The 25,750-nt window shown below is 35.7% G+C and carries 34 protein-coding genes and 1 tRNA gene; 16 read left to right on the top strand and 19 right to left on the bottom strand.

Annotated features, from left to right (window positions below):
* Position 1: 1 nt before the first annotated feature.
* Genes ACYQZV_RS00605 through cysS form a run of 6 tightly spaced genes read right to left on the bottom strand, consistent with a single transcriptional unit; the run spans position 2 to position 5,452 of the window.
* Complete coding sequence (locus tag ACYQZV_RS00605; RefSeq protein WP_459892125.1) at positions 2–754, bottom strand: energy transducer TonB family protein; 753 nt, start codon at positions 752–754, stop codon at positions 2–4.
* 19 nt (positions 755–773) lie between these two features.
* Positions 774–1,544 (bottom strand): NUDIX hydrolase, encoded by a 771-nt coding sequence (locus ACYQZV_RS00600; RefSeq protein WP_459892123.1) that lies wholly within the window; start codon positions 1,542–1,544, stop codon positions 774–776.
* A complete protein-coding gene (locus ACYQZV_RS00595; RefSeq protein WP_459892121.1) occupies positions 1,541–1,948 on the bottom strand; it encodes a hypothetical protein in 408 nt (135 codons plus the stop codon). The genes ACYQZV_RS00600 and ACYQZV_RS00595 overlap by 4 nt, the downstream gene beginning before the upstream one ends.
* Positions 1,945–3,165: a D-alanyl-D-alanine carboxypeptidase family protein gene (locus ACYQZV_RS00590; protein WP_459892119.1), complete on the bottom strand. Its 1,221-nt coding sequence runs from the start codon at positions 3,163–3,165 to the stop codon at positions 1,945–1,947. The genes ACYQZV_RS00595 and ACYQZV_RS00590 overlap by 4 nt, the downstream gene beginning before the upstream one ends.
* A 20-nt stretch (positions 3,166–3,185) precedes the next feature.
* Positions 3,186–3,986 carry a prolipoprotein diacylglyceryl transferase gene (locus ACYQZV_RS00585; RefSeq protein WP_459892117.1) on the bottom strand — a complete coding sequence of 267 codons (801 nt, stop codon included), beginning with the start codon at positions 3,984–3,986 and terminating at the stop codon, positions 3,186–3,188.
* The gene (cysS, locus tag ACYQZV_RS00580) at positions 3,986–5,452 is read right to left on the bottom strand and encodes a cysteine--tRNA ligase (RefSeq protein WP_459892115.1); all 1,467 of its coding nucleotides are present in this window, start codon (positions 5,450–5,452) and stop codon (positions 3,986–3,988) included. The genes ACYQZV_RS00585 and cysS overlap by 1 nt, the downstream gene beginning before the upstream one ends.
* Before the next feature lie 44 nt (positions 5,453–5,496).
* Between cysS and ACYQZV_RS00575 the strand changes: the two genes are divergently transcribed.
* From ACYQZV_RS00575 to ACYQZV_RS00535, 9 genes are all read left to right on the top strand, one after another.
* Positions 5,497–6,306, top strand: coding sequence for a tetratricopeptide repeat protein (locus ACYQZV_RS00575; RefSeq protein ID WP_459892113.1), 810 nt, complete (start codon positions 5,497–5,499; stop codon positions 6,304–6,306).
* The gene (locus ACYQZV_RS00570) at positions 6,303–7,013 is read left to right on the top strand and encodes a phosphatidate cytidylyltransferase (protein WP_459892111.1); all 711 of its coding nucleotides are present in this window, start codon (positions 6,303–6,305) and stop codon (positions 7,011–7,013) included. The genes ACYQZV_RS00575 and ACYQZV_RS00570 overlap by 4 nt, the downstream gene beginning before the upstream one ends.
* Positions 7,000–8,115 carry an FtsW/RodA/SpoVE family cell cycle protein gene (locus ACYQZV_RS00565; protein WP_459892109.1) on the top strand — a complete coding sequence of 372 codons (1,116 nt, stop codon included), beginning with the start codon at positions 7,000–7,002 and terminating at the stop codon, positions 8,113–8,115. The genes ACYQZV_RS00570 and ACYQZV_RS00565 overlap by 14 nt, the downstream gene beginning before the upstream one ends.
* A gap of 96 nt (positions 8,116–8,211) precedes the next feature.
* Positions 8,212–8,718, top strand: coding sequence for a CZB domain-containing protein (locus ACYQZV_RS00560; protein ID WP_459892108.1), 507 nt, complete (start codon positions 8,212–8,214; stop codon positions 8,716–8,718).
* A 55-nt stretch (positions 8,719–8,773) separates the two neighbouring features.
* Positions 8,774–8,851 (top strand) — tRNA-Glu (locus ACYQZV_RS00555).
* Positions 8,852–8,962: 111 nt separating this feature from the next.
* Positions 8,963–10,324 carry a phosphomethylpyrimidine synthase ThiC gene (gene thiC, locus ACYQZV_RS00550; protein WP_459892106.1) on the top strand — a complete coding sequence of 454 codons (1,362 nt, stop codon included), beginning with the start codon at positions 8,963–8,965 and terminating at the stop codon, positions 10,322–10,324.
* Between the two features lie 8 nt (positions 10,325–10,332).
* On the top strand, positions 10,333–11,175 hold the full coding sequence (locus ACYQZV_RS00545; protein WP_459892104.1) for an endoribonuclease YicC domain-containing protein: 843 nt from the start codon (positions 10,333–10,335) through the stop codon (positions 11,173–11,175).
* 10 nt (positions 11,176–11,185) lie between these two features.
* The gene (locus tag ACYQZV_RS00540; RefSeq protein WP_459892102.1) at positions 11,186–11,422 is read left to right on the top strand and encodes a hypothetical protein; all 237 of its coding nucleotides are present in this window, start codon (positions 11,186–11,188) and stop codon (positions 11,420–11,422) included.
* Positions 11,422–11,763: a 6-pyruvoyl trahydropterin synthase family protein gene (locus ACYQZV_RS00535; protein ID WP_459892100.1), complete on the top strand. Its 342-nt coding sequence runs from the start codon at positions 11,422–11,424 to the stop codon at positions 11,761–11,763. Before ACYQZV_RS00540 ends, ACYQZV_RS00535 begins: the two co-directional genes overlap by 1 nt.
* Here the strand turns inward: ACYQZV_RS00535 and ACYQZV_RS00530 are convergent, their stop codons facing one another.
* The 13 genes from ACYQZV_RS00530 to dnaN form a co-directional block, all read right to left on the bottom strand.
* Positions 11,764–12,069: an MTH1187 family thiamine-binding protein gene (locus ACYQZV_RS00530; protein WP_459892098.1), complete on the bottom strand. Its 306-nt coding sequence runs from the start codon at positions 12,067–12,069 to the stop codon at positions 11,764–11,766. It abuts the gene before it with no gap.
* Positions 12,070–12,139: 70 nt separating this feature from the next.
* Positions 12,140–13,465 carry a hypothetical protein gene (locus ACYQZV_RS00525; RefSeq protein ID WP_459892096.1) on the bottom strand — a complete coding sequence of 442 codons (1,326 nt, stop codon included), beginning with the start codon at positions 13,463–13,465 and terminating at the stop codon, positions 12,140–12,142.
* Between the two features lie 7 nt (positions 13,466–13,472).
* Positions 13,473–14,507, bottom strand: a complete 1,035-nt coding sequence (locus ACYQZV_RS00520; RefSeq protein WP_459892094.1) for a glycosyltransferase family 4 protein — start codon at positions 14,505–14,507, stop codon at positions 13,473–13,475.
* Positions 14,504–14,914, bottom strand: a complete 411-nt coding sequence (locus ACYQZV_RS00515) for an arsenate reductase/protein-tyrosine-phosphatase family protein (RefSeq protein ID WP_459892092.1) — start codon at positions 14,912–14,914, stop codon at positions 14,504–14,506. The genes ACYQZV_RS00520 and ACYQZV_RS00515 overlap by 4 nt, the downstream gene beginning before the upstream one ends.
* An 18-nt stretch (positions 14,915–14,932) precedes the next feature.
* Positions 14,933–15,391, bottom strand: coding sequence for an N-acetyltransferase (locus ACYQZV_RS00510; protein ID WP_459892090.1), 459 nt, complete (start codon positions 15,389–15,391; stop codon positions 14,933–14,935).
* Positions 15,367–15,708, bottom strand: a complete 342-nt coding sequence (locus ACYQZV_RS00505; protein WP_459892088.1) for a DUF488 domain-containing protein — start codon at positions 15,706–15,708, stop codon at positions 15,367–15,369. The genes ACYQZV_RS00510 and ACYQZV_RS00505 overlap by 25 nt, the downstream gene beginning before the upstream one ends.
* The gene (locus tag ACYQZV_RS00500; RefSeq protein ID WP_459892086.1) at positions 15,705–16,418 is read right to left on the bottom strand and encodes a dienelactone hydrolase family protein; all 714 of its coding nucleotides are present in this window, start codon (positions 16,416–16,418) and stop codon (positions 15,705–15,707) included. Before ACYQZV_RS00500 ends, ACYQZV_RS00505 begins: the two co-directional genes overlap by 4 nt.
* Before the next feature lie 19 nt (positions 16,419–16,437).
* Complete coding sequence (locus ACYQZV_RS00495) at positions 16,438–16,650, bottom strand: hypothetical protein (protein ID WP_459892084.1); 213 nt, start codon at positions 16,648–16,650, stop codon at positions 16,438–16,440.
* A 26-nt stretch (positions 16,651–16,676) separates the two neighbouring features.
* Entirely contained in the window at positions 16,677–17,147 is a 471-nt protein-coding gene (locus ACYQZV_RS00490; RefSeq protein WP_459892082.1) for an NfeD family protein, read from the bottom strand.
* On the bottom strand, positions 17,144–17,983 hold the full coding sequence (locus tag ACYQZV_RS00485; RefSeq protein ID WP_459892080.1) for an SPFH domain-containing protein: 840 nt from the start codon (positions 17,981–17,983) through the stop codon (positions 17,144–17,146). Before ACYQZV_RS00485 ends, ACYQZV_RS00490 begins: the two co-directional genes overlap by 4 nt.
* A 63-nt stretch (positions 17,984–18,046) precedes the next feature.
* Entirely contained in the window at positions 18,047–19,189 is a 1,143-nt protein-coding gene (locus ACYQZV_RS00480; protein ID WP_459892078.1) for a metallophosphoesterase family protein, read from the bottom strand.
* Positions 19,186–19,926 carry an LOG family protein gene (locus ACYQZV_RS00475; RefSeq protein WP_459892076.1) on the bottom strand — a complete coding sequence of 247 codons (741 nt, stop codon included), beginning with the start codon at positions 19,924–19,926 and terminating at the stop codon, positions 19,186–19,188. Before ACYQZV_RS00475 ends, ACYQZV_RS00480 begins: the two co-directional genes overlap by 4 nt.
* A 20-nt stretch (positions 19,927–19,946) precedes the next feature.
* Positions 19,947–21,143, bottom strand: a complete 1,197-nt coding sequence (gene dnaN, locus ACYQZV_RS00470) for a DNA polymerase III subunit beta (protein ID WP_459892074.1) — start codon at positions 21,141–21,143, stop codon at positions 19,947–19,949.
* 77 nt (positions 21,144–21,220) lie between these two features.
* Between dnaN and atpC the strand changes: the two genes are divergently transcribed.
* The 7 genes from atpC (at position 21,221) to ACYQZV_RS00435 (ending at position 25,736) form a co-directional block, all read left to right on the top strand.
* The gene (atpC, locus tag ACYQZV_RS00465) at positions 21,221–21,631 is read left to right on the top strand and encodes an ATP synthase F1 subunit epsilon (RefSeq protein ID WP_459892071.1); all 411 of its coding nucleotides are present in this window, start codon (positions 21,221–21,223) and stop codon (positions 21,629–21,631) included.
* Positions 21,632–21,644: 13 nt separating this feature from the next.
* Positions 21,645–22,193, top strand: coding sequence for a DUF507 family protein (locus ACYQZV_RS00460; protein ID WP_459892069.1), 549 nt, complete (start codon positions 21,645–21,647; stop codon positions 22,191–22,193).
* A 98-nt stretch (positions 22,194–22,291) separates the two neighbouring features.
* Positions 22,292–22,525, top strand: a complete 234-nt coding sequence (locus ACYQZV_RS00455; RefSeq protein ID WP_012514127.1) for a sulfurtransferase TusA family protein — start codon at positions 22,292–22,294, stop codon at positions 22,523–22,525.
* An 11-nt stretch (positions 22,526–22,536) separates the two neighbouring features.
* Positions 22,537–23,070, top strand: a complete 534-nt coding sequence (locus ACYQZV_RS00450; protein ID WP_459892067.1) for a DsrE/DsrF/DrsH-like family protein — start codon at positions 22,537–22,539, stop codon at positions 23,068–23,070.
* 130 nt (positions 23,071–23,200) lie between these two features.
* A complete protein-coding gene (locus ACYQZV_RS00445) occupies positions 23,201–23,629 on the top strand; it encodes a DsrE family protein (RefSeq protein WP_459892064.1) in 429 nt (142 codons plus the stop codon).
* Positions 23,630–23,642: 13 nt separating this feature from the next.
* Entirely contained in the window at positions 23,643–24,365 is a 723-nt protein-coding gene (locus ACYQZV_RS00440; protein WP_015419666.1) for a 4Fe-4S dicluster domain-containing protein, read from the top strand.
* Positions 24,366–24,419: 54 nt separating this feature from the next.
* On the top strand, positions 24,420–25,736 hold the full coding sequence (locus ACYQZV_RS00435) for a heterodisulfide reductase-related iron-sulfur binding cluster (protein WP_459892062.1): 1,317 nt from the start codon (positions 24,420–24,422) through the stop codon (positions 25,734–25,736).
* Positions 25,737–25,750 lie beyond the last annotated feature (14 nt).

Here is a 25,750-nt window from a genome sequence, read left to right as displayed (position 1 = left end):
TCTATCCTCCTTTAAAATTGATAGTAATTGTACCACTTTCCACAGGTCCATTGATGGGTTCAAACCTAAATCTTCTCACATAGTTTACAACTTCTCTATCAACGTATGCTATGCCACTTCTTTTTAGGATTATTACCCTTGTTACATATCCAGATGGTGATACAAAAATCCTCAAAACCACTGGTGCTGGAAACTCACCTGCTCTTATGATAGGGGCTGGAGGTGCATATATAAGCTTTCTAGAACCCTCATGAAGGTAAGAGCCTCTGGAGCTTATGGTAGCACTTATGTTGCCTATTTGTTTAATGGCTCCTTCTATATCAGTCTGAGCTTGTTTTCTTTGAGCTTCTATTTCTTTTTCTAAAGAAGATAATACGCTTACATTTTTTGGTGGGGCTTTTGGTGGATGATGGACTACTGGTATTTTTATATCTCCTTTTTGAAAAACTTGTCTAGGTCTTAGTGCGCTGGTTTCAAGATGATGAGAACCTATAGATGGTTTATAGCCTTTTGCTGGACTCAAAGGCTTAGAGTAGACTTTTTTCATATGAAACTTTCGTAGTTTTATGGGTTTTGGTGGTGTGGGTACCTCTTTGGGCGGATTTATTAGTTCTACTTTTACAGGTGGGTTTTGATATTGACTTAAAAGAGGTCTCATGGTAAAAAGCATAGCAAGACCAGAGAATAAAAATATGTTTATTAGTATAGATACTACAAAAAACGGTATCTCTTGGGCGTCTTGCTTTAAGTCCATATTAAATATTCTAACATATTTAAATATTTTTAAAAAGAAAATCCTCAAAATTGGAAAAAGAAGATTGTTTGAATTCTAAATATCTGGCTTTTAACCAAAGTTGTATTATAAAACTTTTTGCATCTATGTAATCATGCTTTAGTATATTTTCTATGCCTTTTATACAGCACACCTTCGTATATTCTTTTTCTTCTTCGTTGCCAGCCATCTTTTTGCAAATATGTTTTATCTCTTCTTTTTTGGCTTTTAAAAATAATACATATAAAAATACCTCCTCTGAAGAATCCCCAATGCTAGGATATAAAGATTTTATGAATATTGGTTTTGTTTTTAAAAGCGATTTGTATAAAAGGCTGGTGTCCTCTATGCCAAGCTCTTCTACTATCTCTTTTTTTATGGTATCTTCTATTGATTTTTCAAGGTCGTTGTATTTTATGGAATCTATAAGACCTGCTACTATTTCTTCTGCTTCATCTAATATTGGGTACCTAAATTGTTTAACATTTAGTTGATATATATCGTCTGCTATGGCAAAAACGCCAATAGCTACGGCTTTTTTTCTAAGCGTTATAACTCCTTTGTATAGATTTTTAAACTTTACAAACACTTGAACCCTTCCAAACTCTTTGCCGAAGCGTACCGCATCTTTTCCGTAGATTTTTATATACTCTAAATTTCCTTTATCTTTTAGCTTGTTAAACCAATCCCAGAAGATATAGTTTGATTTGTCTACAAATGCTTTAAGTTTTTTATCTGAAAAGCCAATAAACTTTACATGCTTCAGGTTCATTTGACTATTCTGGCATCAGCTCCGAGATAACCCGGTATGCCAAACGTTTGATATAAAATCTTATAACGCGGTGTATCGTATTCCCATACTGCCATTCTAAGGGGTATTCTAAATATAAGCTTTGGTTTTAGGCTTTTGGCATCTTTTATAAAAAAAGAAGGTGGTGGTAAAATTTTATTTTTGATACTATACTCTTCATAGCATATATTTTGATTGTTAAAAAGAGCGTATATGGTAAAGCCTTCTTTTTGTATTTCCAAAGCTCTGCTGGCTTCTGGTGTTTGGGATTTGTTTACGCTAAGAATTTTAACGTTTTTATACTCTTTTAAAAATTCATCGTAGGAGTCTCCAACATATCCAAAAGCTATTCCCATTAAAAGCCCCAAAACTAAAAAAATCTTCATAAAATCCTCCTCAACCTATCAGAAAAACTAGGAGATTTGATATTTTGAGAGGCTATTAAAGGCATGTTAAAGCTAGAATCACCATAAGTTATTATTAGGTTTGCTATTATTTCGTTTTGCTTTATGGGAAATTTTATATCTTTTATAGGTTCTATAGAATAAGATATTTTCATTCCCGGATATACCACAAGGTTAAAATCTTCTGAAGCCAAAAGAGGTATTTCTTTTTTGTCCCATGGCACCTTTATAAAGCCTACTTGCTCATTTTTTGATATGAGTTTTTGCTCAGACACTTGAGTTTTAGCGGTATCTATAAGTGTTATAGCATCTTTTAGAGCGCTTGTAAGAGGAGATTTACCAGAAGCTCCAAAAATAACCCCAAGTATATCGATATTGCCTTGCTTTGAATCAAATACAAAGTTTGCACCTGCTGGTAAAGAAGAGCCTGTTTTAACGCCAACTATGTTGTCTTTGCCAAGGTCATAGTTTACATTGTATTGTATACCTGCCACTGGTAAGTTTACCTGAGGCATAGCTACTATATGCCTAAAGGTTGGTATTTGCATGGCAAGCTGAGTTAATCTAAACTGGTCTACTGGGCTACTTACAGTACCAGCGTTTGCACCGGCTGGATCTTCGTAGTGAGTATCTTTTAGCCCAAGAGCTTGAGCAGTTTTATTCATTTTATCTACAAAAGCCTTAACGCTACCGGCATCCCATCTTGCTAAGATATAAGCAAAGTTGTTGGCAGATGGTATCATAAGTCCCTCTAATAGCTGTCTTTCCGTTAGTTTTTCGCCTAAGCTTACTTTTACCACAGATTGACCATCTTTTTTGAAGGCTTCGTATTCATTAACTTCTTTTTGAGTGATAGTAAAGCTAGGGCCATCTTGTCCTATGGATAAAGGATGGTCTTTTAAAATAATGTACGAAGTCATTATTTTGGCTACGCTTGCTAGTGGCCACTGTCCTTGGTTTGGGGTTTTTGCTATTATGCCGCTTTGAAGAGTTCCTATTACACCATACCTTATGTCGGTAGGCCAAGATATGCTAAAAGCTCCGGGTATTTGTTGATTTTTTAAAGTAAGCCTAAACTCTGGCTTAGGCCAGCTTCTAAAAAGCTGAAAAAACACATAAAAGACAAAGACCAACACCAAAAGAACGACTATGCGTTTAAGGTTCTTATGTTTTGAAGCTTCACTCTCGTTGTAATACATGAGATTATTATAGCAGACTCTTAGGCGTTGATTTTTTCATATTTTAAAAGCCACAGTATGACGAGCCCAGATAACAATACAAAAGCACCGAAAAACTGCTCTACAGTGATGTTTTTAAAGATAACGTGGCTTGTGCTGTAATACCCTACCACTACGCTTGTAAATCCATAAAATATGAGAAATATAGAAAAAAGTTCTCCTGGAAACCTTTCCTGCTTTTTTATTATATAGTAAATAAGCAATATGCTATAAATTATAAATAGTGTACCATACATAAATTGTACTGGATAAAATGGGATAGAGGGTGGTGCTATTTCTCCAAACTTGTATACTATGTAAAAGAACGGGAATTTCTTTAGCATGTGAAATCCTGGAGTTACGTCTACTTCGGAAGATACTGGTCTTCCAAAGCCAAACCCTACAAAACCAGCAGATATATAACCAAGTCCAAGGGTTAGAGAGCCTACCACAGATGTTATGTCTAGGGCTTTTAGAATGGGTATGTTGTAAAACCAAGCCACTAGCACTACACCAAGTATAGCCCCTACTAAAGTCCCATAATAATCTACCCCGCCGTTCCATATCTGGAAAATACCCAATAAATTTGGTATCTGATCATGGTTTTTGACAATGTAAAAAAACCTTCCTAAAACGATACCAGATAAAGTGCCTGCCAAAAATATGTTTTCTGTTTGAGACTTTAGTATACCAATGTGCTTAGATATCTGTAGAGCTAGCACATAGGATATAAAAAGGGATATCGTCATCATAAGCCCAAAGCTAGATAGAGCAAATCTGCCAACGTTGATATAAAAAGGCATCAGAGTTTTTTCCAGATTGTACCAGCTTTGGTATCTTCAAGCTTTATGCCTTGTTTTAAAAGCTCATCTCTTATGAAGTCCGCTACTTTAAAATCTTTGTTCTCTTTGGCTAAGTTTCTGGCGTTTATCAGAATTTCTAAAAACTCTGTTGATATGTTTACGCTTGAAGCAGGCTCCAAAGTTTTTAACGTTGTGCTTAAGGTGTTCTCTTCTAAAAGCCCAAAAATATCTTTTAACGTTTGTTTTAGGCTGTTGGCTAAAAATATATATCCTTCAAGCTCTTTTGGCGTGATATAACCCACTTTAAAACTTTCTGTCTTTGTTCTATTTAATTCTCCTGCTGCATTAAACACGTGGGCCAAAGCCAGCGATGTGTTGAAATCTTCCGATAGCGCTTTGTAAAATTGTTCTTGGGTAGTTTTTTCTAGGCTGTAAAAATCTATGTTAAGAATTGGGTTTCCTTCTTTTGCTATGGCTTTTAGTGGTTCTATATCTTCTACGGCGCTTTTTAACCTTTCGTAAGCTTTTTTTGTTTCTTCCATTTTTTCAAAAGAAAAATCTAAGGGGCTTCTATAGTGAGTGAAAAGCACTAAAAGCCTTAAAACATCGGGATGATATTTTGTATATATGTCCTTTAACGTGACAAAGTTGCCAAGGGACTTTGACATCTTTTTGCCACCCACTGTTACAAGACCGTTGTGCATCCAATATCTGGCAAAAGGTTTACCTGTTATGCTTTCTGCTTGGGCTATTTCGTTTTCGTGATGAGGAAATACAAGGTCTATGCCCCCAGCGTGTATATCTATCGTCTCGCCTAGGTGTTTAAATATCATAGCTACACATTCTGTGTGCCAGCCAGGTCTTCCGTAAGACCAAGGGGATTCCCACCCTGGTTCGTGGGATTTTGAAGCTTTCCAAAGGGCAAAATCTAATGGATTTTTCTTCTTGGAGGAAGGCTCTATCCTAGCACCTGCTTCTAGTTCTTCTGGACTTCTTTTGGAAAGTTTTCCATATTCTTTAAAGCTATCTATGGAAAAATAAACATCTCCATCGCTTTCGTAGGCTTTACCAACCTCTATTAGCTTCGATATGAGAGATATAATCTCTTCCATGTGTTCTGTAACTCTTGGCTCAACGTTGGCAGGTTTTACATTTATCGCTTCCATGTCAAGGTAATAGCTTGCTATATATCTATTTGCTATGCTCATAAAATCTTTGCCTTCTTCGTTGGCTTTGTTTATAATCTTATCGTCTATATCCGTGAAATTTCTTACAAACTTTACCCGGTATCCCAGCTTTTCAAGGTATCTTCTAAAAGCATCGAAAACTATAAGGCTTCTACCATGCCCAACATGAGAGTTATCGTATACAGTTACACCGCAGGTGTATATGTTTACCTGAGGAGGATTTATCGGTACAAACTCCTCCAAACTAGCGCTAAGCGTATTGTAAAGTACAAATCCCATACTTCTATTTTAACCCAAAATACAAACTATGTTAAAATAAAAGTATGGATAAAAAGAAATTATTTTTTATATTGAGTGGGGTGTCTATTTTGCTTAGTTCTTGTGCACAGCCGGTGCAGCAAGGTCAAAATCCTATAGCTATGTTGCAACAACAATACCAATACCAGCAACAAGAGATAAACGAAATAAATAGAAGGCTTGATTCTTTGGACGAGTCTTTGGCGAAGCTTAGGGTAAAGCTTGGTCTTTCTGCTTACAACAACATAACAAAGCATTTAGGTGAAGAACAACCACCACCTATAAATGAAAATCAAGAGCAGCCTTCAAGCTTAAGCTCTTTACCGGCTATAACACCATCCAAAGGTATTAGGCATCTTTCTAACACTGTCACTATTATAAATTCTACTGCTCCACCTCAAAATACAGGTTCTTCTTCAAATTTGAAGTCTTTGATATCCAATACACCTCAAACACCTCAGGAGCTATATGGAGAGGCGTATAAATATTATCAATCCGGACATTATCAAAAAGCTAAAAGTCTTTTTAAGGAGTTTATCCTAAAGTATCCGCATTCAAAACTTACAAACAACGCATACTATTGGCTTGGTATGAGCGAAAAGGCTATGCATCACAACAACGAAGCTTTGGCTATACTGCTTTCTTTGATAGATAAGTGTAAAAAAGGAGAACTCCCCTCCTGTGACAAGGCACCGTCTGCTTACTTCTCAGCCGCTAACATATACAAAGAGATGGGTCAGAAAAAGATGGCTGTTAAGCTTTATAAAGAGCTCATATCTCTTTATCCTGATAGTATAGAGGCGGCGCTTGCAAGGTCTGAATTAGAAATTCAATGAACAGAGAATACTACGGCTTTCTTGTAGGCGTTGGTACACTTGCTTTTTTGTTGTCATTTAAATTTATAACCCTTTTAGGTTTGATCATACTAAGTTTTTTTGTGGCAAAAGAGCTAAAAGATACATCGAAGGCAAGTACAAATATTTTCCTAGCCCCTATTATAATGCTTATTAGCACTTACAATTTGGCTTACGGTTTTTTGGCTATTTTTTTAGTTGTGTTTTTGGAGCTTTTAATATCAAAAAACATAGATTTTTTTTATAAGAGTTTTTTTATACTAAACTTAAGCTCTATACTTCCAAGTTTTATATATAAAGTTAAAGAACTTGGAAATCATTACGTTTTAGGGCTTCTTCTTAGCGTTTGGATACTTGATACTATGAGTTATTATATAGGTAAAAACTTTGGCAAGCACAAGTTAGCTCCAAGCGTATCTCCCAACAAGACTATAGAAGGTTTTATAGGGGGAAGTACTTTTTGCATTTTGTTTGATATATTTTACTTTGGTTTTTCTAAAGGCCTTATTGTAGGGATAGCTATAAGCCTTGTGGGGGTTTTTGGTGATCTTTTTAAAAGCCTAATAAAAAGGCAATACAATATAAAAGATTTTTCAAATGTCTTTGGACCACATGGTGGTTTTCTCGATAGGTTTGATGCTCTTATGTTTAGTGCCGTTGTATTTTATATGATAAATGCGTCCCATTGACGTGGTTTTAACAATACTTCTTATTCAGATAATAGGTCTTGTAGGAGTTTACAGCTCTACTTACACCAACTATGGGTTTCAATATGGGCTTTTTATAAAACAGCTTATATATATAATATTTAGCTGGTTCATTATGTATGGTATGAGCAAAGTAAAGTTTTCCTCTGTTTTATCGGTAGCTCCTTTGATATACGGTATAAATTTGTTTCTTTTGATAGCGGTTATGTTTGTGGGTAAAACCGTATACGGAGCCAAAAGGTGGATAGGGATAGGACCATTGGGTATACAGCCATCGGAGTTTATGAAAGCCTCCGTTATACTTATAGTGGACTATATAATTTACATAAGCCCCTATCTAAAAGCCCAAAAAATCTTATATATACTTCTTAGTATAGGTATCCCTTTTCTTATCATATACAAGCAACCAGACCTAGGCTCAGCGGTAATAATGCTTCTTCCAGTTATGTCTTTAGTATTTTTTGCTAAATTTCCAAAAAACTTTTTTAGATATGCGATACCAACGCTCATAGTTATACCAATTGTAACTTGGCATTTTATGAAGCCATATCAAAAAGAGCGTATCCTCACCGTGATAAACCCAAAAGCCTACTACGCAAAAGGTGGTTATCAGCTTATACAGTCAATAATATCAATAGGTTCTGGTAGGATATTTGGCAAGGGATTTTTGAAGGGTACCCAGTCGCACCTTCTATTTTTACCAGAAAGGCATACAGATTTTATATTTTCTGTAATAGCAGAAGAGTTTGGCTTTGTGGTATCGGTAGTTATATTGCTACTTTACTTATACTTGGTTTTAAGGCTTTTAAGCATATCTTACTATTTGAGGTTGTATACAGAAAAAATATTCGTTGTTATGGTGGCATCTTTTATATTTTTCCACTCTTTAATAAATTTAGCTATGGCTATGGGTATAATGCCTGTGGTAGGTATACCTTTGCCTTTTATATCTTACGGTGGAAGCAATATAGTGGTTAGCTCTATTCTTCTAGGGCTTTTCTTTTCTATAGTAAATAGCCACAAAGAAGTGAAGTTTAGCTTACTATCCCATGATAAGATTATTCATTATGATATAGGTGAATGATAAATATAATAAATATTTAAAAACTTATAAGAAAAAATTAACTAATGTCAATAAACAGATAATATATGATGGTATGTATTATAGGAGGTGTTAGGTATGGAAATAGAAAATCAACATGATGCTAAAGATAGGCTTTTATCATCTATTGTTAGAATAAGTAATCAGCTTTTGGAAACCATCGACAAAGAATTACAAGAAATTAGCTTGCTGCAGGAAAGCGCTTATGAGGACAAAATAAAGGATAAGGATTTTGTGGTCACTATAATAGATGTGGTAGAGAGCCACAAGATATATGTTAAAAACTTTTTCTCGGTGTTAATAGATAATACGGACTGGGTGCCTCTTGATTATACTGAATGCAAATTTGGGAAGTGGTATTATAGTGTAAGCGAAGAAGATGTAAAGTCTAAGTATGGTGATAAAGCGCTAAAATTGTTTAAGAAGATAGGTGAATCTCATAAAGAATTTCACGAAATAGGTAAAACAATACTTAAATATTATAGAGAAAATAACCTTAGAAAAGTATTGACGCTTATAACCGATTTATCGGACAAAAGTAGAGACATGGTCTACAATTGTATAGCTTTTGCTCAAGTAATATAATATATATCATTTACAATATATTGTATTTATGGTATACTAAAAAACCTATAAGGTAGTCCCCATCGTCTAGCCTGGCCTAGGACACCGGCCTTTCACGCCGGCGACGCGGGTTCGAATCCCGCTGGGGATGCCATCTTAAAATAAATTATCAAGTATCTTTTCAAATCTTAAAAGAATGATAAAAAACTATTGACTTTTTGGGCTTTTATTAAATATTTTATTTATCCTATTTTTGGAGGCTTTTATGAGAGAAGATTGGAGCCTAAGAAGCAGCTGGTCTAACAAAACCCAAATGCATCTTGCTAGGCAAGGTATTATAAGCGAAGAGATGCGCTATGTGGCGAAGGTGGAAGGCCTTCACCCAGAGTTTGTTCGTCAAGAGGTAGCCAGAGGTCGCATGATTATACCTGCCAATATAAATCATAGACACTTAAAACCAATGTGCATAGGTGTAAACTCGAAGGTTAAAGTAAATGCAAATATAGGAAACTCTAAGCTAGCGTCTGATATACCACAAGAGATAGAAAAAGCCAAGCTATCTATAAAATATGGCGCTGATACTATAATGGATTTATCTACTGGCGAAGCTATCAAAGAGACAAGAGAAGCTATTATAAACGCTGTAGATGTGCCTATAGGAACTGTGCCAATATATGAGGCTTTTAAGATAGCAAAAAATAGAATAAAAGATGTTACAGAAGACCTGATATTGGATGTAATAGAAGAGCAGGCCAAGCAAGGCGTATCTTATATGACAATACACGCTGGTGTATTGAAAGAGTTTATACCTCTTACTACCCATAGGGTTATGGGTATAGTATCTAGAGGTGGTGCTTTGATGGCCCAATGGATGTTGGAGCATGGAAAACAAAACCCCCTTTATACAAACTTTGATAAGATATGCGAGATATTTAAAAAATACGACGTATCTTTTTCTCTGGGAGATGGCTTGAGACCAGGCGCTATAGCGGATGCTTCCGACGAGGCCCAGCTTTCTGAGTTGATGGTGTTGGGTGAACTCACTAAAAAAGCGTGGGAGCACGATGTACAGGTAATGGTGGAAGGTCCAGGGCACGTGCCTATGAATCAGATAGAGTTTAATATGAAAATACAGCAAAAATATTGCCATGAAGCGCCATTTTACGTGCTTGGTCCTTTGGTAATAGATGTGGCTCCTGGGTACGATCATATAGCTTCTGCTATAGGTGCTGCGATGGCCGGTTGGTATGGTGCTGCGATGCTTTGCTATGTTACACCAAAAGAACATTTGGGATTGCCTAACTTAGAAGACGTAAAGCAGGGGTTGATAGCTTACAAGATAGCCGCTCATGCTGCTGATGTGGCCAAGGGCTTGCCTGGTGCTAGGGAATGGGACTTAGAAATGTCTAAGGCAAGGTACGCTTTTGATTGGAACCGTCAGTTTGAGCTTGCTATAGACCCAGAAACTGCCAGAGCGTATCACGACGAGACGCTTCCCCAAGAGGGTTATAAAACCGCTAAATTCTGTTCTATGTGTGGTCCAGAGTTTTGCTCTTACCGCATATCTCAGAATGTCCAAATGGACTTTGAAGAAAAGCTAGCCGAGGGTACATGGCAAACTCCTTAGCGAGGAGCATGACCGGCTTTGCTCATAAGAGTTTTGATGTTGATGGCTTTAGCATAGTTATAAGCATAAAATCTTTAAACGGGAAGGGTCTTGACATAGTTGTTAAGATTCCTTCCCCTGAGCTTCAATTTTTAGAACCATATATAAAAGATTATATAAGAAGCTATATATCAAGGGGTACTGTGCTTATCAATATAGATGTTAAGCAAAGGTCTGATATAGAGCACATAAATGTTGAGCTTTTAAAAAATATAATAACAGATGTAAAAAATACCTGTATTGCTCTCAATATAAATATTTCAGAGGACAAAGTTTTTGATATAGCAATGGAAAATTATAAAGCTTCTCAAGAAAAAAAGGAGCAAGACAAAGATTATATCATGAAGCTTTTTGAAGAAACCTTTGAAGAGTTAATGTTTTCTAAAGAAAAGGAAGGGGCATTTTTAATAAAAGATATAAAATCTCGTGTGGAGCTTTTAGAGAAATATTTACAGCAAGCAAAAGATATGTTTAAGGAATATGAAAATTTGATGAAAGAGAAGCTTTTGGAAAAAGCAAAAGCCTTTAACTTGGAAGAGCAAAATCCTATTGTTATAAATGAGCTTATGTTTTTGCTTCAAAGGCTTGATATATCTGAAGAGTTATCTCGCATAGAAAATCATTTAAATCATATGCTTGAAATATTGAATTCTTCTAATGTAGAAAAGGGCAAAAAAATGGAGTTTGTAGCTCAGGAACTTCACAGAGAAATAACTACGATGTCAAACAAAGTTCCAGAACTATCGCGAATAGCGGTGAATATGAAGTATGAAACGGATAAAATAAAGCAACAATCGGCAAACTTAGAATAAAGGAGAGGTTATGGAAAAACTTGAACTACCAAAAGATATGAAGGATAAGATATTAGCCACCTGCGTAAACAAAGTTCTATGTCTTGAAGCTATGAAGTATGTATACCTTGTTAAAAAAGAAGATGGCACTCTTGATGTGGCAGAAGAGTTTGAGAATACCGATTATCATGCTCTTTGGTTTGTGGTGCTTTCTGTGGTAAACAAGGCTAGAAGACTTCTAAATGGCGAATCCATCGAGGATATCTAATGCCTTACGTTGTAAGGGTAAGGAAGAAGTTTAACGCGGCTCATTTTCTTACTTACTACAAAGGTGCTCCTGAACCTCTTCATGGACATACGTTTGGTATAGAGGTGTTCATAGAGGCTGACAGTCTGGATAAAGGCGGCATAGGAGTGGACTTTGTGGATATAGACAACTATCTTGACGATATATTGCCAGACTATAAACTTTTAAATGATATATTTGATTTTTCTCCAAGCGCAGAAAATTTAGCTAAATACTTCTTTGATATACTAAAAGCCAAATACAACGTTAAAAAAGTAATAATATGGGAAACGGAAAACTGCGGTGCTGAATATTACGAATAGTCAAGCCTCTATTTTTGACTTTAGGGATTCAACTTTTTGTTTGAGCCTACCGGTCTTATTGCCTTTTCTGTAGTCTATAGCCATATTTACATATATTCTATTGGAGTCTTCTTTCATCACCTCAAGGCCTTTTTTCACTATATCAAGAAGAGGCTCTATGTCGTTGCTTTCTATCATAGTAGCCATTGGGGTGATAACATAATCTAATCCAGATTCATGGATTATCTTGGATACTTTGGAAACATATTGACTCAATGACTCACCTTTGTCCACCGGAAACATGCTTATAGATAGTATATAGCTCATCGCTTGCCTCCTTTTATATGTGCTTTTAAAATTTAAAGTGCTTTATCTTAAAAGCCATGATAAAGAGCATTTATACCATATAATCTTTGAAATCAAAATAGAAAAATCTTACAAGCTCGTTTAGGTCTTTTTGCATAGGGTATAAAAGCCTTTTTAACTTCTCATACATATCAAATATAGCGTCTTGGTTTTTGCTGGCTTTTACCCATCTTGGTAATACAACATAAACATAGTAAAAAGCTATTTCTATATCGGTAAAGGTTTCCATTAAATCTTTTACTAAAGTTCTACAAAATTCAAACAAATCTACGCTTTGGCAAGCCTCCAATAGATTTGGTATGGCATATGCTACGTAGCTTATGAGAAGGTTCTCGGAAGTGTAAATATCTTTTTTTATTTTTTTAGAGGCGTAAAAAAACATCTTATTTTCTTTGAGCCTTTCTTTTACTTGTTCTGACTTTGCTACTTCTATAAAATCTACTATATAACTATCCAAGGTTTGGACGTATAACGTGACATCGTTTAAAGAGGTTGAAAGCTTAAGGATGCTTGATAACGCTATAAATACCGCTTGTAGCAACGCTTCGTCTTGCTCGTATCTTTGCTTTAGGTTGTTAAAAAGCGCCTCAAAATAATTTTTAACCTCTTCTGAATACCCTTTGTAGTTGTTAATATGAAATAGCACATAGTATGGTGCTACGTACTTTATAAAAGTTTTTACAGTTTCTTTATCGCCTGTTTTGTAGATGTCTATAAAGGCGTTGAAATCTCTTATGGTTTCCATGGCAAAAGCTTCTATATCGTTTTTGTGTTTAATGTATATTTCTACATAAGCCCCAAAAACATTTTCTAAAAACAACAAAACTTCTTGGTTTACTATGCTTCTATAAAACTCTATTATATTTGCAAACTTTGCAAGGTCGTTTTGGACGTTTAATCTTTGAATGTTGTCTATCATCAAAGGTATTAGGAACCTTATTATCACAGAAGGAAGACTGTTGTCTATGACATCTTGTCTATCTATAGCCTCCAAGATTTTCTCAAAGTTGCCTTTCGTCTTTGCTTTTGACATAACTGATTCAAGCAATTTTAATATGTGTTTTTTGTTTCTTTCGGCTTCTTTTACATCAGGGTCTAAGGATTTTAATGTGCTTGGCTCTGCTTTTAGAAGTTTGACAAACACTACATATGCATGGGCAAGAAACTCATATAGATTTTTCATACCGTTTTTAGTTTTTCCCCATTCCAAAAACGTAACATAGAAGAAATCTACATCTTCTTTATCGTTTGGGCTGAATCCAAATTGCTTTATAAAGCTAATTGTTAGTTTGTAAGCGTATTCTTGTTTTGACTCTATTTTAAAAAGTTTTTTTATAAGGTTGATTAGCCAGTTCATAAGTATATCATACCAAATTGGCAATGTCTTCTTCAAATCTCTTTAAAATAGTTTCTTTTGAAAACTTGTTTTTGTAAATATAATAGGAATATTCTTGGGCTTTTGATAGTATATCCTTGTCTTTAAAATAAAGAACGGTTTTTTTCATAATCTCTATATCGGTTGGGTTTACCAAAAATCCGTTTTTACCCTCCTCTATCGCTTCTTTTATACCCCCTACGTAAGAACCAATTAAAGCACAGCCGTTTGCTAAAGCCTCTATCGCCACCCTTGATATAGCCTCATCGTACTTTGATAAGACAAGCACTATATCGGCATCTTGGTAGTATGGATAAGTATCTTTTTGAAATCCTGCAAAGCTTATTCTTAAGTTGTTTTCTTTGGAAAATGCTTTAGCATCCATAAGGGCATCTCCGTCACCTACTACCGTAAACTCAAACTCTTTGTAAGGTTTTAACTCTTTTGCAAGATATAAAAATTCCCATACACCTTTTGATTCGGTTACTTTGCCTATGAAAAGAAGTTTTATGGCATTTTTTGGAGGTTTTTCTACCTTACCCTCATCTACAAGGTTATAAAGGACTTTTACTTTGTTTTTGTCTACACCTTTTGATACGAGCTCGTCCTTTAGCTTTTGACTTACAGCATAGACGATGTCCATTTTTGATAGTATTAGCTTTGCTACAAGCGGATTTTTTAGATTTTCCATATGCCTAAAAGCGATTACTTTTTTTCTTAAAAGCTTTGAAACCAAAAGCCCTATTTCGTATTCTTTGGCGTTGTTTACCACTAATATATCGTGGTTTTGGGTTTTTAAAAAACTATATATATCTTTAAAAGCTTTTATATCAAAAGAATAGTTTGTAGTGGTATAGCATTTTTTAAAACCTTCCGTATGTTTATCTACAAAATTGTCTTTTGAAAGGCAGAGAGTTATATCAAAACCGCGTTCTTTTAGGGCTTTTACAAAGCTTATGCTGTGGAGTTCTATACCACCAAAGTTTGGATTTTTGTTGGTGGCAAGCCATAAAATCTTTTTCATTTTGAGAACTTGTCATACTTAAAAAATTCCTTTAAAAGCCTTTCAATTTTATCTACGGTCTTTTTTATCTCATCTTTAGTGATAGCGTACGGCTCTTCCACTAGCCATGTTTCTCGCCTTTTGTGTGATATGATGTATGGGCATGTTTTGTCAAGCTTGTCACATATTACAACCAACACGTCTAAATCTTCATAAGGTATATCCTCTAAAGCGTTGTTCTTAAAAGCATAATTTAATCCTTTTTCTTTTAAAAGCTCCAAAGTGATTGGTTGTATCTCGGTGTCTGGTTCTAAGCTTGCTGAGTAAACTTCTGCTTTTAAGCCCAGTTCTTTTAATATCTTTATGGCTAACGCCTCTGCTATGATACTTCTATTTGAATGTTTGTCGCACACAAAACCTATTTTCATACTTATATTATAACGTTTTTAGGCTTTTAAAAGCTTAGACATAGCTATTTCGTCGCAGGATGGAAACTTAGAACAATTTATGCACTCTCCCCATATTTTGTGTGGCAAAGTCTCTTTTTGTATAAGTTTAAAACCCATCTTTTTAAAGAAGTCCACTTGGTATGTGAGTACAAAAACGGTTTTTATGTTGTAATACGCTGCCTCTTCTAAACACTTTTCCACAAGGGCTTTGCCTATACCCTTTTTGATGTAGTCTTTTATCACCGCCAAAGATTTTATCTCTGCCAAATCTTCCCATACTATATGAAGAGCGCAGGCTCCCACCACTTTTTCATTATCAATTGCTACAAAAAAATCTCTTATATTTTCATATATTGAGCTAAGTGACCTTGGTAACAATACACCTTCTTTGGCATAATCGTTTATAAGCTCATGTATATATGGGGCATCTTTTATTTTTGCTTTTCTAATGTCCACTCCAGATACTCCTTTAAGACGGCTGCGTTGTTTTGAGGTTCTTTTGAAGCGTATAAAAGTGTTATAGTGTTTTGCTTGGATAAATCTAGAAGTTCTTTTATGTCTTTTTTTTGAAGCTCTTCTACGTAGCTTTTCTTAAAAGCCTCAAAATCTTTCGTCTCATGATAAAACTTTCTAAGCTTATCCGAAGGGGCTATATCTTTTAGCCATAAATCTACCTTGTCTTTTTTTATACCCCTTGGCCAAAGCCTATCTACCAAGATTCTTAAACCATCAGTATCTTCTTTTGGCTCATATACTCTTTTTGTTTTGATCATCTAAATATCTCTTGGAAAAATAAAAGCATGTGGTTCCAGGAGCGTTTATCTGCCAGTTCGTTGTAAGCACTGCCATTTGATTTATTGTCCCCAGCTGCTTTTTCTGTGAAAGAATGCACCGCATCGCTATACATTATGATTTGATAGTCTGCTTTTCTTTCATTCATTTCCTTTATAAAATCTTCCACTTGAGACATAGGTACAAACGGGTCATCTACCCCATGACAAACCAATATCTTAGCTTTTATAGGGTTTCTATTTACATCCAATGTAGAAAGCCCACCGTGGAAACTCACCACACCTTTTATATCTACTCCTTTTCTTGCAAGCTCTAAAACAGCAGTCCCACCAAAACAATATCCAATAGCCCCTATATATCCTTCTTTTAAAAGCTCAAAACTCTTCAGGGCTTCCATAGCATCTACTAGCCTTTTTCTTAAGAGAAGATAGTTTTCTTTGTAAGAGGATGAGAGCTTGGCTGCTTCTTCTCTATTCTTTGGCCTTACGCCTTTTCCATAAACATCCACCGCTAGAGCTATATAGCCTAAAGATGCCAGTTCTCTACACTTTTCTTTTACGAAATCTCCAACACCCATCCAGTTGGGGACCACCAATATACCAGGCCTTTTTATGTCAGAGCTTTCTTCGTAGGCTATATACCCTTCACAAACTATATCGGAAGAATTGTATTCTAAATCTTTAGCTATCATAGTATATATAATATAAGCGTTAAGGTTTGGGGTAGCAAGCGTTTAAGCAGTCTGTCTCACAGTTTTGTGTAAGCCCTTGGCATTGTTCTTTGCAATAATCTTTGCAAGATATAGCCTGAGGTGGCTTTTCTGGGCTTTGGGAGGTGCTTGTGTTTTGATTGTTTTTAGCTTGATGAGAGCATCCGGCTAATACGAGGCTAAAAATACCTAAAATAATAAGCTTTTTTCTCATAGTTAAATATGATAGCACGAAAATTTTTAAGAAGATGCTTTTTTACAGACCAAAATACCCCCTTCGTGACCTACTACGATGAGTTTATCGCCATTTTTCACATCGTCTAAAACTTTGGCGTGCCACTCTGTTACACCTAATATAGGTGATGGAGAGACAACTTCTATCATAGTTTTTGCCTTGGCGTCTTCTTTTGCATAAACTTCTTTGCCAAGTATTGCGTTTTCTGGTTGAGAGGATTTTGGTGTTTTTACGCTTATCCACTCTTTTGAGATTTTACGAAGAAGGAATATATTGATAACGCTAACTATAAAAAATGTGATAAGCTGGGTTATAAGCATATTTTCGTAAGGGATTTTGGTGAAATATTCTAATAAAAGCCCAAAGATACCGGTAACAATGGCGCTTAATCCTATCGGGAAAAGTATCATAGCTGGATGGAGTAGTTCTGCAATAGAAAGTATAATACCAATGCTTATCCATATAAGTGGACTCATTTTTCTATAAGACCTTTAATGGCGTCTATGATATTGTTTGGAAATATTATCACCTTTGAGCTATTTGAAGAAGATAGCTCTTTTATAGCTTCTATATAACGCTCACCCAGTTGTAAAAGACCAGCGGTTTCGCCTGACTCTTGAAGAGCCTTTCCTATCATAGATATAACGTCGGCTTGTGCTTGTCCTACTCTTTTTATGGCTTCTGCTCTGTTTGTTTGTGCTATTAGATAGCCCTCTGATTCTAAACGTTGTTTTTCTCTGTTTGCTTCTGATTGCAGTATTATGGCCCTTTTTTCTCTATCAGCTTGAATTTGTTTTTCCATAGCTTTTACTATAGTTTCTGGTGGTAGTATGTCTTTTATCTCAACTCTTGTTATTACTATGCCCCATTCACTTTCTATGCCTGACAGGTTGTTTCTTAGTTTTCCATTTATCTCATCCCTGTTTGATAAAGCGTGCTCTAACTCCATTGAGCCTATAATGGCTCTTAGATTTGTTTTAGCAAGTTGTATCAAAGATGCGTCTATATTTGTAATGTTGTAAGTGGCGTTGTAGCTGTCCACAACCCTATAGAAAAATACAGCATCTATTTGGACTATAGCGTTATCTTTTGTTATGACGGCTTGGGATGGCACATCCAAGAATTGCTCTCTTACGTTTACCTTGTTTCTTATGAAATCTATAAAAGGGGCTATGAAAGCAAGTCCAGGTTTTAAAGTTCTATGGTATCTGCCAAGCCTTTCTATAATCCATTCCTCTCCTTGCGGTACCGCTCTTACTGAAAATCTTACAAGCACCAAAACGATTATTAGTATAATTAATGCTATTATCATGCAAGCACCCTCCTTTAATTAAAATAAGGTTTAAATAGAAAAAGTCAATCGTTGTTTTTATTGTTAAGCGTCTTGATGCTCTACTTTGTATTGCAACTCTAAAAATGCTTTTCTTATTTCCTCTGGCAAGTCCTCTTTGTACTTTGCTTTATAATACTCTTCATAAAAGTCTATGAGTCTATCTTTTATGGTGTGAAGGTCTACTTCTAAATTGGGCTTTTCATAGGTGCTTTTTCTAATATCTATAACTTTGCTTGTTATTGGTTCTGATTTTAGCATATTTTCTAAGTTTTTTGTATTATCAATGCTATCTTCTATTATAACGCGAACATATCCTTTAACATCTTCTATCTCTTTTACATTAAAATTGTTGGCGTTCACTTTAAAGGTCTTAAGCTGGTTTTTTAAATCCAGTTTTACTTTTTCTACTTTTGCCACAGCGTTTTCTTCCAATATAACAAAGTTAAAGTATTTTTCTTGGCCTTCCTCGTTAAAATCTATCTGATAGCAAGAGCCCGTATAATAAGCTTCTGCGGATGTACTTATTTTTTGATACTTATGGATATGTCCAAGCGCCACATAATCTAGCTCTTTTAGGCTCAGTATGTTGTCTAGGCTTATAGCGTAAAAATCGCTTATTGTGGCTTCTCTTTCTGATTTTGTTGCTATTGCCCCTTTTGCCATCATATGAGAAACCATTATGTTGAATTTGTTTTTTGGGGCTTTTGAGATGATAGTGTTTATGAAATTTTCTACTTTATGTGCGTAATCCGAAGTTGCATTTTCTTCCCATATTTTTACTATGACTTTGGGAGAGATATATGGTACACATATTATGTTTGTATCTTTTATGGTTATCACGTAGTCCGTAGAGGAAGGTTTTATAAAAAGATGCATGTTTGCGTACTTTGCAAGCGTTTTATATCCTTCAAAGAATGCGTGGCTATCGTGATTTCCTGTAATGGCTACTATAGGTACGTTTAAGGCGTTTAACTCTCTTACCATAAAATCAAATATTATTTTTATAGCTTCTGTATCTGGATTGTATTGGTCAAATATATCTCCTGCCAATAAGATAAAATCTAAAGGTTCTTTTTTGGCAAAGTCTATAATCTGAGATATAGCATACTCTGCATCGTCGTTGCGTAATTTGTGCTTAAGATGTTTGCCCGCGTGTATATCCCCAACGTGTATGAACTTTATCATCTTAAGCCTCTTATCTTGGCGGTGTTTTTGTATCTTTCTACTTTTGATACATCTTCTTTTTGCTCTTCCATAATCTTTATCTTTTCTAAAAGGTGTTTGTCTACTATAGATATAGCTTCATCTATGTCGTCTGTGAGATGTATAAGAGATAAATCTTCCTCATCTATCGTGCCATGTTTTATGAGGGTGTTTTTATAAAAATCCACAAGACCCTCCCAAAACTCTTTACCAAAAAGAATAAGCGGAAACTTTGGACTTTTCTTTGTTTGTATCAAGGTTAGAGCCTCCGATAACTCATCCATTGTACCAAAACCGCCTGGAAATACTAAGTAAGCGATGGAATATCTTATAAGCATAACTTTTCTTACAAAAAAATACTCAAAGCTCATAGATAGGGTTTGATAAGGGTTTGGTTTTTGTTCTTTTGGAAGCTTTATGTTTAAACCAACGGATATAACGCCCGCATCTTTTGCACCTCTGTTGGCTGCTTCCATGATACCAGGACCGCCACCGGTTATTACGTTGTAACCGCCTTTTCCAAACTCATAGCTAAGTTGATAGGCTTTTTTGTAGTAGAAGTTGTTTTCATCAAACCTTGCGCTTCCAAAAAATGTTACTGCCGGACTTACATGAGAAAGCGTGTCAAAACCACTTACAAACTCGCTTAGTATTTTGAAGATACGCCACGTATCACCTTCTTTTAACCTTAACTCTTCAAGTATGCTGTTGTTTTCCATAGTTTTTTAAGCTTTTAACATTATCCAAAAGGCATTATTAAAGAAGCGTAGTAAAAACCTTCTTCCTCTAAATTGCCGCAAGAAACCAATATGCCGTTCATAGGGTCATCGGTGGATATGTTTATATAATCAGAAGGGGCATAATCCACGGCTTCTTTGAGATATCTGGCGTTTAAGTCTACGCTAAAGGCATCCCCTACGTAATCTATGTCTATCTCGTCCCTTCCTTCTGTAAATTCCCTGTCCGATGTTTCTCCTATTAAAATGTTGTCAGAAAACGTCAACTTTATGGGTATTACGCTACCTTCTGTGCTAAAAGAGAGTCTTTTTATCATGTCTCTTAACTCTTTTCTTGGTATTTTTGCGTTTATAGGTCTTTCTATGTGCTCAATGTACATTTTGTAGTCTGGAAACTCTCCTTCTAAAAGCCTACTAAACAAAGTCCATCCGGTAATTTTATCTTCGAAGATAAGAAAAGAACTTCCAGCTTTATAATAAACGTTTACAAAAGAGGCTTTGTTCACTATGGTTTTAAGGATTTTTACGGTTTTTTTAGGTATTGTAAAAGACATGTTGTTTAGGGTAAGTTCTTGGTTTGTCTCATCTTGAGGATATTGTCTCTTAAATACAGTCAGCCTGTTGCCATCTGTGGCGGCAAACTCTATTGAGGGTTTACCATTTTGATTGTCAAATATAACGTTAACGCCTGTGAGAGTTGGGTTTGCTGTATCTTCTTTTGCCACTGCGTAGTCAGTCCTCTCTAGCCCTTCTAAGAGTAAAGAGCCTAATATTATGTTTGATATCATATCTTCTTCTATCTCTGGAAAAGCCGGAAACTCGGAAGCCTCTGCCAATGTGAGCTTAAACTTGCTTCTTCCGCTTTGTATTTGAATATAACGGCTTTTATTTGCATCGTCTTCTACAAGCGTTATAGTGAAAGTGGCGGATGAAAGACTCTTTATTATATCGCTTAACTTTTTAGAATTTACACAAAGCAAACAGCTAACATCCGATTGCTCTGCTTTACCTTCTATTTTTATATAGTTTTCTAAGTCTGTGGCTTTTACAAAATATCGAGAGTTCTCTATTTCTATAAGAAAATTAGAGAGTATAGGTAGTATGGATTTTGACTCTGTGGTATTTTTAGCTTTTGATATTATATCGTCAAACTCTTTCTTGTCAAAAGTGACGCTACACTGGTTTTTATTGATATCCATACATCTATTATAGCATAATTTAATTTTTTTACAAAAAATATTCTGGTATAATATAATCTTATGATATGGAGGCTTTTATGTTAAAAGTTGATATAGTGACGCCAAAAGGTGTAGTTTATACTGAAGAAGTAGAATCTGTCAATATACCAGCCTATGATGGGGAAATGGGGGTACTGGAAAATCATATGCTTCTTCTAACTCAAGTAAAACCGGGATTAGTTTATTTTAACAAAGATGATAAAAATGGTATAGCGATAGGGCACGGCTTTGCAGACATAACGCCGGATAAGGTTATAATCTTAACAGAAGAAGCGATACCAGTAGGTAATATAGACTTAGAAGAATACAAAAAAATGTTTGAGGAAGCCACAAGGAAGTTAGCCGATGCAAAGACTGCTGAAGAGATATCAGAGTGGCAGAAAAAAAGAGAGTTGGCAGAAACTTTTATAAATATAGCAAAGCATTTTAGCCCAAAAATAAAAGCCTGACAAGGAGTAAAAGGTGAGATTACCAGAAAGGTTGGTAGATAGAATTATAAATAAGTTGGTATCAGAGCTTTTAACGGAAAAATATATTGAAGTAGAAGATGTGGACATGTTTAAAAGGCAACTTTTAGCGATATTTAAAGAAGCTGATGAAGAAGAAAGAAACCTTGACGAAAAAGCAAAGGAGATATTGAAAGAACAACTATCATATATAGAAAAAGAAAATATAGACTATAGAACCGCTTATAGAACTATAAGGACAAAGCTTGCGGAGGAAATGAAAATAGAAACAAAACCAAGAGAGCGTATGAATCAAATTACAAATAGGATAAGGGATCTCATAAAAAATGATCCAAATATAGAAATTTTTGAAGATATACCGCAAATAAGAAAGGTTGTGTCTTCGATACTAATAGAAGCTGCTAAAGAGGAAGAAGAAATAGAAAAAGAAGTTCGTATGCGTATAAAGAGTTATTCAAAGAAGATTGTGGAAGGCACCTCGGAGTGGAACATCCTTTATAAGAGAATTTATCAGGATACTTTGAAACAAAGGGGCCTTGCCTAATTATAAAAAAAATTAATTTTTTTTTAATAAAATCTTAATACTAAAAATATAAAATAAAGGTTAAAATAATAAAATAAACTTGTTAGGAGGTATTTTACATGGCTGTAAAAGCTGACAGAACATTAGATGCATCTGGTCTTAATTGTCCGCTACCAGTACTTAAAACAAAAAAGGAAATGGCAGAAATGTCATCTGGTCAAATTTTAGAGCTTATTACTACAGACCCAGGCGCAAAAGCTGATATACCAGCGTATTGTAAGAGAACCGGTGATGAGCTTTTGGAAACTGTAGAAGAAGGTGGAAAAATTATATTTTACCTTAAGAAGAAATAAGGAGTTAAAAAATGGAAAGAGTAGCCATAATAGCCACAAAAGGCACATTAGATATGGCATATCCACCGCTTATACTAGCATCTGTAGCAGCTTCTATGGGATTAGAAACAGCTATATTCTTTACATTTTATGGTCTTAACATCATCCATAAAGAAAAGATGAACCAGCTGAAACTAGCCCCTGTTGGAAATCCTGCTATGCCTATGGCTTTCCCGCCATCTATGGAACAAAAATTTCCTTTTCTTAAAAGCGTGTCAAACTTTATACCAGGACCTCCACAACTCATGGGTGTAATACCCGGAATGACGGATTTGATGACAGAGATGATGAAGAAATCTATAAAAGAACATGGTGTAGCTTCCATACCAGAGTTGTTGCAGTTGTGTAAAGAAGCGGACGTGAAGATGATTCCTTGCCAAATGACGATGGACCTTTTTGGTTACAAATATGAAGACTTAATAGATGGCTTAGAGCCACCTGGTGGTGCTATGACATTGTATGATTTTATATTAGAAGCTGATAAACCAATCAGTCTTTTTATATAAGGATTTTAAATGAAGAATGTTAATCTTTATACTCTTTGTATGAAGCTTATAAGATTTTTATTATATTCTTATAAGCAAATCTTAATTGATTTTTTTGATTTTAGGATTAAACTTATTAAAGGAGAGATTTATGGCGGTACCTAATGGATTTGAAAAGATTGTATTTTATATTTTGACTGTACCATTTTTTGAAAGAGCTGATGCTGTAACTGGTGAGCTTATAAATCCTCAAGCAGGTGCTCCTTTCTTTTTAGCAACAGCGGCAACGACGATGGATTTTGAAGTGGAGATGGTGATTACATCAGAAGCAGGCTTCTTGCTCATGAAGGACAACGCTAAGAAGGTTAAGGTAAGACCAGGCGTAGAGCAAACGGTATATGATTTTATAAAAATGGCTAAAGATGCCGGAGTAAAGGTATATCTTTGCGTACCTTCTTTAGATTTAACAGAAGAGTATAAGAGAGAAGACGTAAACACAGAGCTCTGCGATGGCATAATAGGCGGTGCTGCATTCTTAGATAAGGTAATGAGCGGTGAGTACGCCGTTATAACTCTTTAAGGAGGTATTTGTTATGGATGGACACGCTTATGGATACAATCTTCCCATATCACAGAAGACAAAAGATGTGCCATGGGAAGAGAAGGTTAGAATTGTAGAGGAAGTCAAGTCAGACTTTCGCTATCATGAGTATATTTTTGGGTGTTTAAACTGTGGTGTTTGCACAGCGTCGTGCCCATCTAATAGATTTTTTGATTATTCACCTAGAGAGATAGTCCAAAGATTCTTAGAAGATGATGTAGAAGTGCTTTACGATATGATGCACGAATACATATGGGCTTGCTCTCAGTGTTTTACCTGTTGGATAAGGTGCCCGTTTGTAAACAACCCTGGTGGTTTAGTGGCTATAATGAGAGAAGTAGCTGTTAGAAACGCCTTTGACGCCACTAAAGACCTTCTCAAACCTTACGGTCGTGTGCTTTTAAAGGTTATGACCACTGGTAACCAATTATCTGCCGACATGTTACAGCCAGACTTTTTCCCAGACTGGGGACCAAAAATGGCTGACAATATGGAAAATCTCCGTGCAAAGCGTATGGCTATACCATTTGACGTGGGCAAATCAGTTAAAACCGCTTGGGAAGTATCTCTTCAAACTGCTATAGAGCTTTACAGCATATGGAGAGAAACTGGTATATTTGATATGCTAGAAAAAATAGACCCCAACCTCTACAACGTTATTATGGATATGGTAGAGGAAAATGAAGAGCGTTGGGAAGATATGCAGGAAGAATAATTTTACGCAATTTTTGGCGTTGTGCCAAAAAAATTTTTTTAGGAGGTTAGTATTATGAGTTTACTTAGATATGACAAGACCAAATTTCCAATTCAAAATAACCATGCTCACTACGATGAGATTTTTGAGCGCATGGAAGAATTGGAAGCAAAGGGAGAAATCCTTATACACAGGATAACAGATGAACATAAACCTGTAGAGGTTTATACAAGAACCGGACGTATAAAGACTGTACCTACAAATAAACTATGGCATCATAAATCTTGTGGACAATGTGGCAACATTCCTGGTTATCCAGCTTCTATATTCTGGTTTATGAATAAGTTTGGATATGATTATCTTAACGAGCCACATCAAACTTCTTGTACTGCATGGAACTATCATGGTTCTGGTACATCAAACCCCGTAGCGCTAGCCGCTGTATGGCTAAGAAATATGCATCAAGCTTGGAAAACTGGTTATTATCCTTTAATCCACTGTGGTACATCGTTTGGCTCTTATAAAGAAACTAGAGAGCAGCTTATAATGAACAAAGAGTTGAGAGATGCTGTAAGGCCTATACTTAAAAAACTTGGCCGCTTAGGCCCAAACGGAGAGTTGGTAATCCCTCAAGAAGTAGTGCACTACTCAGAATGGGTTCATGCCAATAGATACAAAATTAAAGAGCTATACGAGAAAGAAGGCAAACCAAAGGGTATAGATGTATCCAACGTAAGAGTTGCTATACACAACGCTTGCCACGTTTGGAAGATGATAGCCGATGATTATGTGTATGATCCAGAAATATATGGAGGCCAAAGACCTGCTGCTTCAACAGCTGTGGTAAAAGAGCTTGGTGCTATCATAGCAGATTACTATACATGGTATGACTGTTGTGGTTTTGGATTTAGGCATATATTGACAGAGAGAGAGTTTACGAGATCTTTTGCTATAAACAGAAAATTGAAGGTAATATATGAAGACGCTAAGGCAGACCTTATAGTAACTCACGATACTGGTTGTACGACAACTTTTGAAAAGAATCAATGGATAGGTAAAGCCCACGATATGTACTATCCAGTGGCGGTGATGTCAGATGTTATGTTTTCAGCGTTGGCCTGCGGTGCTCACCCATACAAGATAGTCCAACTATATTGGAACTGCTCAAGCTACGAACCCCTATTGGAAAAGATGGGTATAACCAACTGGAAAGAGCTAAGAAAAGAATGGGAAGATACCGTGAAGTATATCAATGAGCTAGATAAAGCAGGAAAATATGATGAGCTTCAAGAATTCTTTAAAACCTACGACCTATACGAGCCATATAGCAGAACATCCGATGGTAAGCCAAGAGCTAGTGCAACAGCAGATAAAGTATTGTTTAGATCTTAATAAACCTTTAGGAG

This window comes from Hydrogenobaculum acidophilum, from assembly GCF_054656715.1.
Note: the sequence above shows the minus strand (reverse complement) of the source record. Positions and strands in the feature narration are given on the sequence as shown.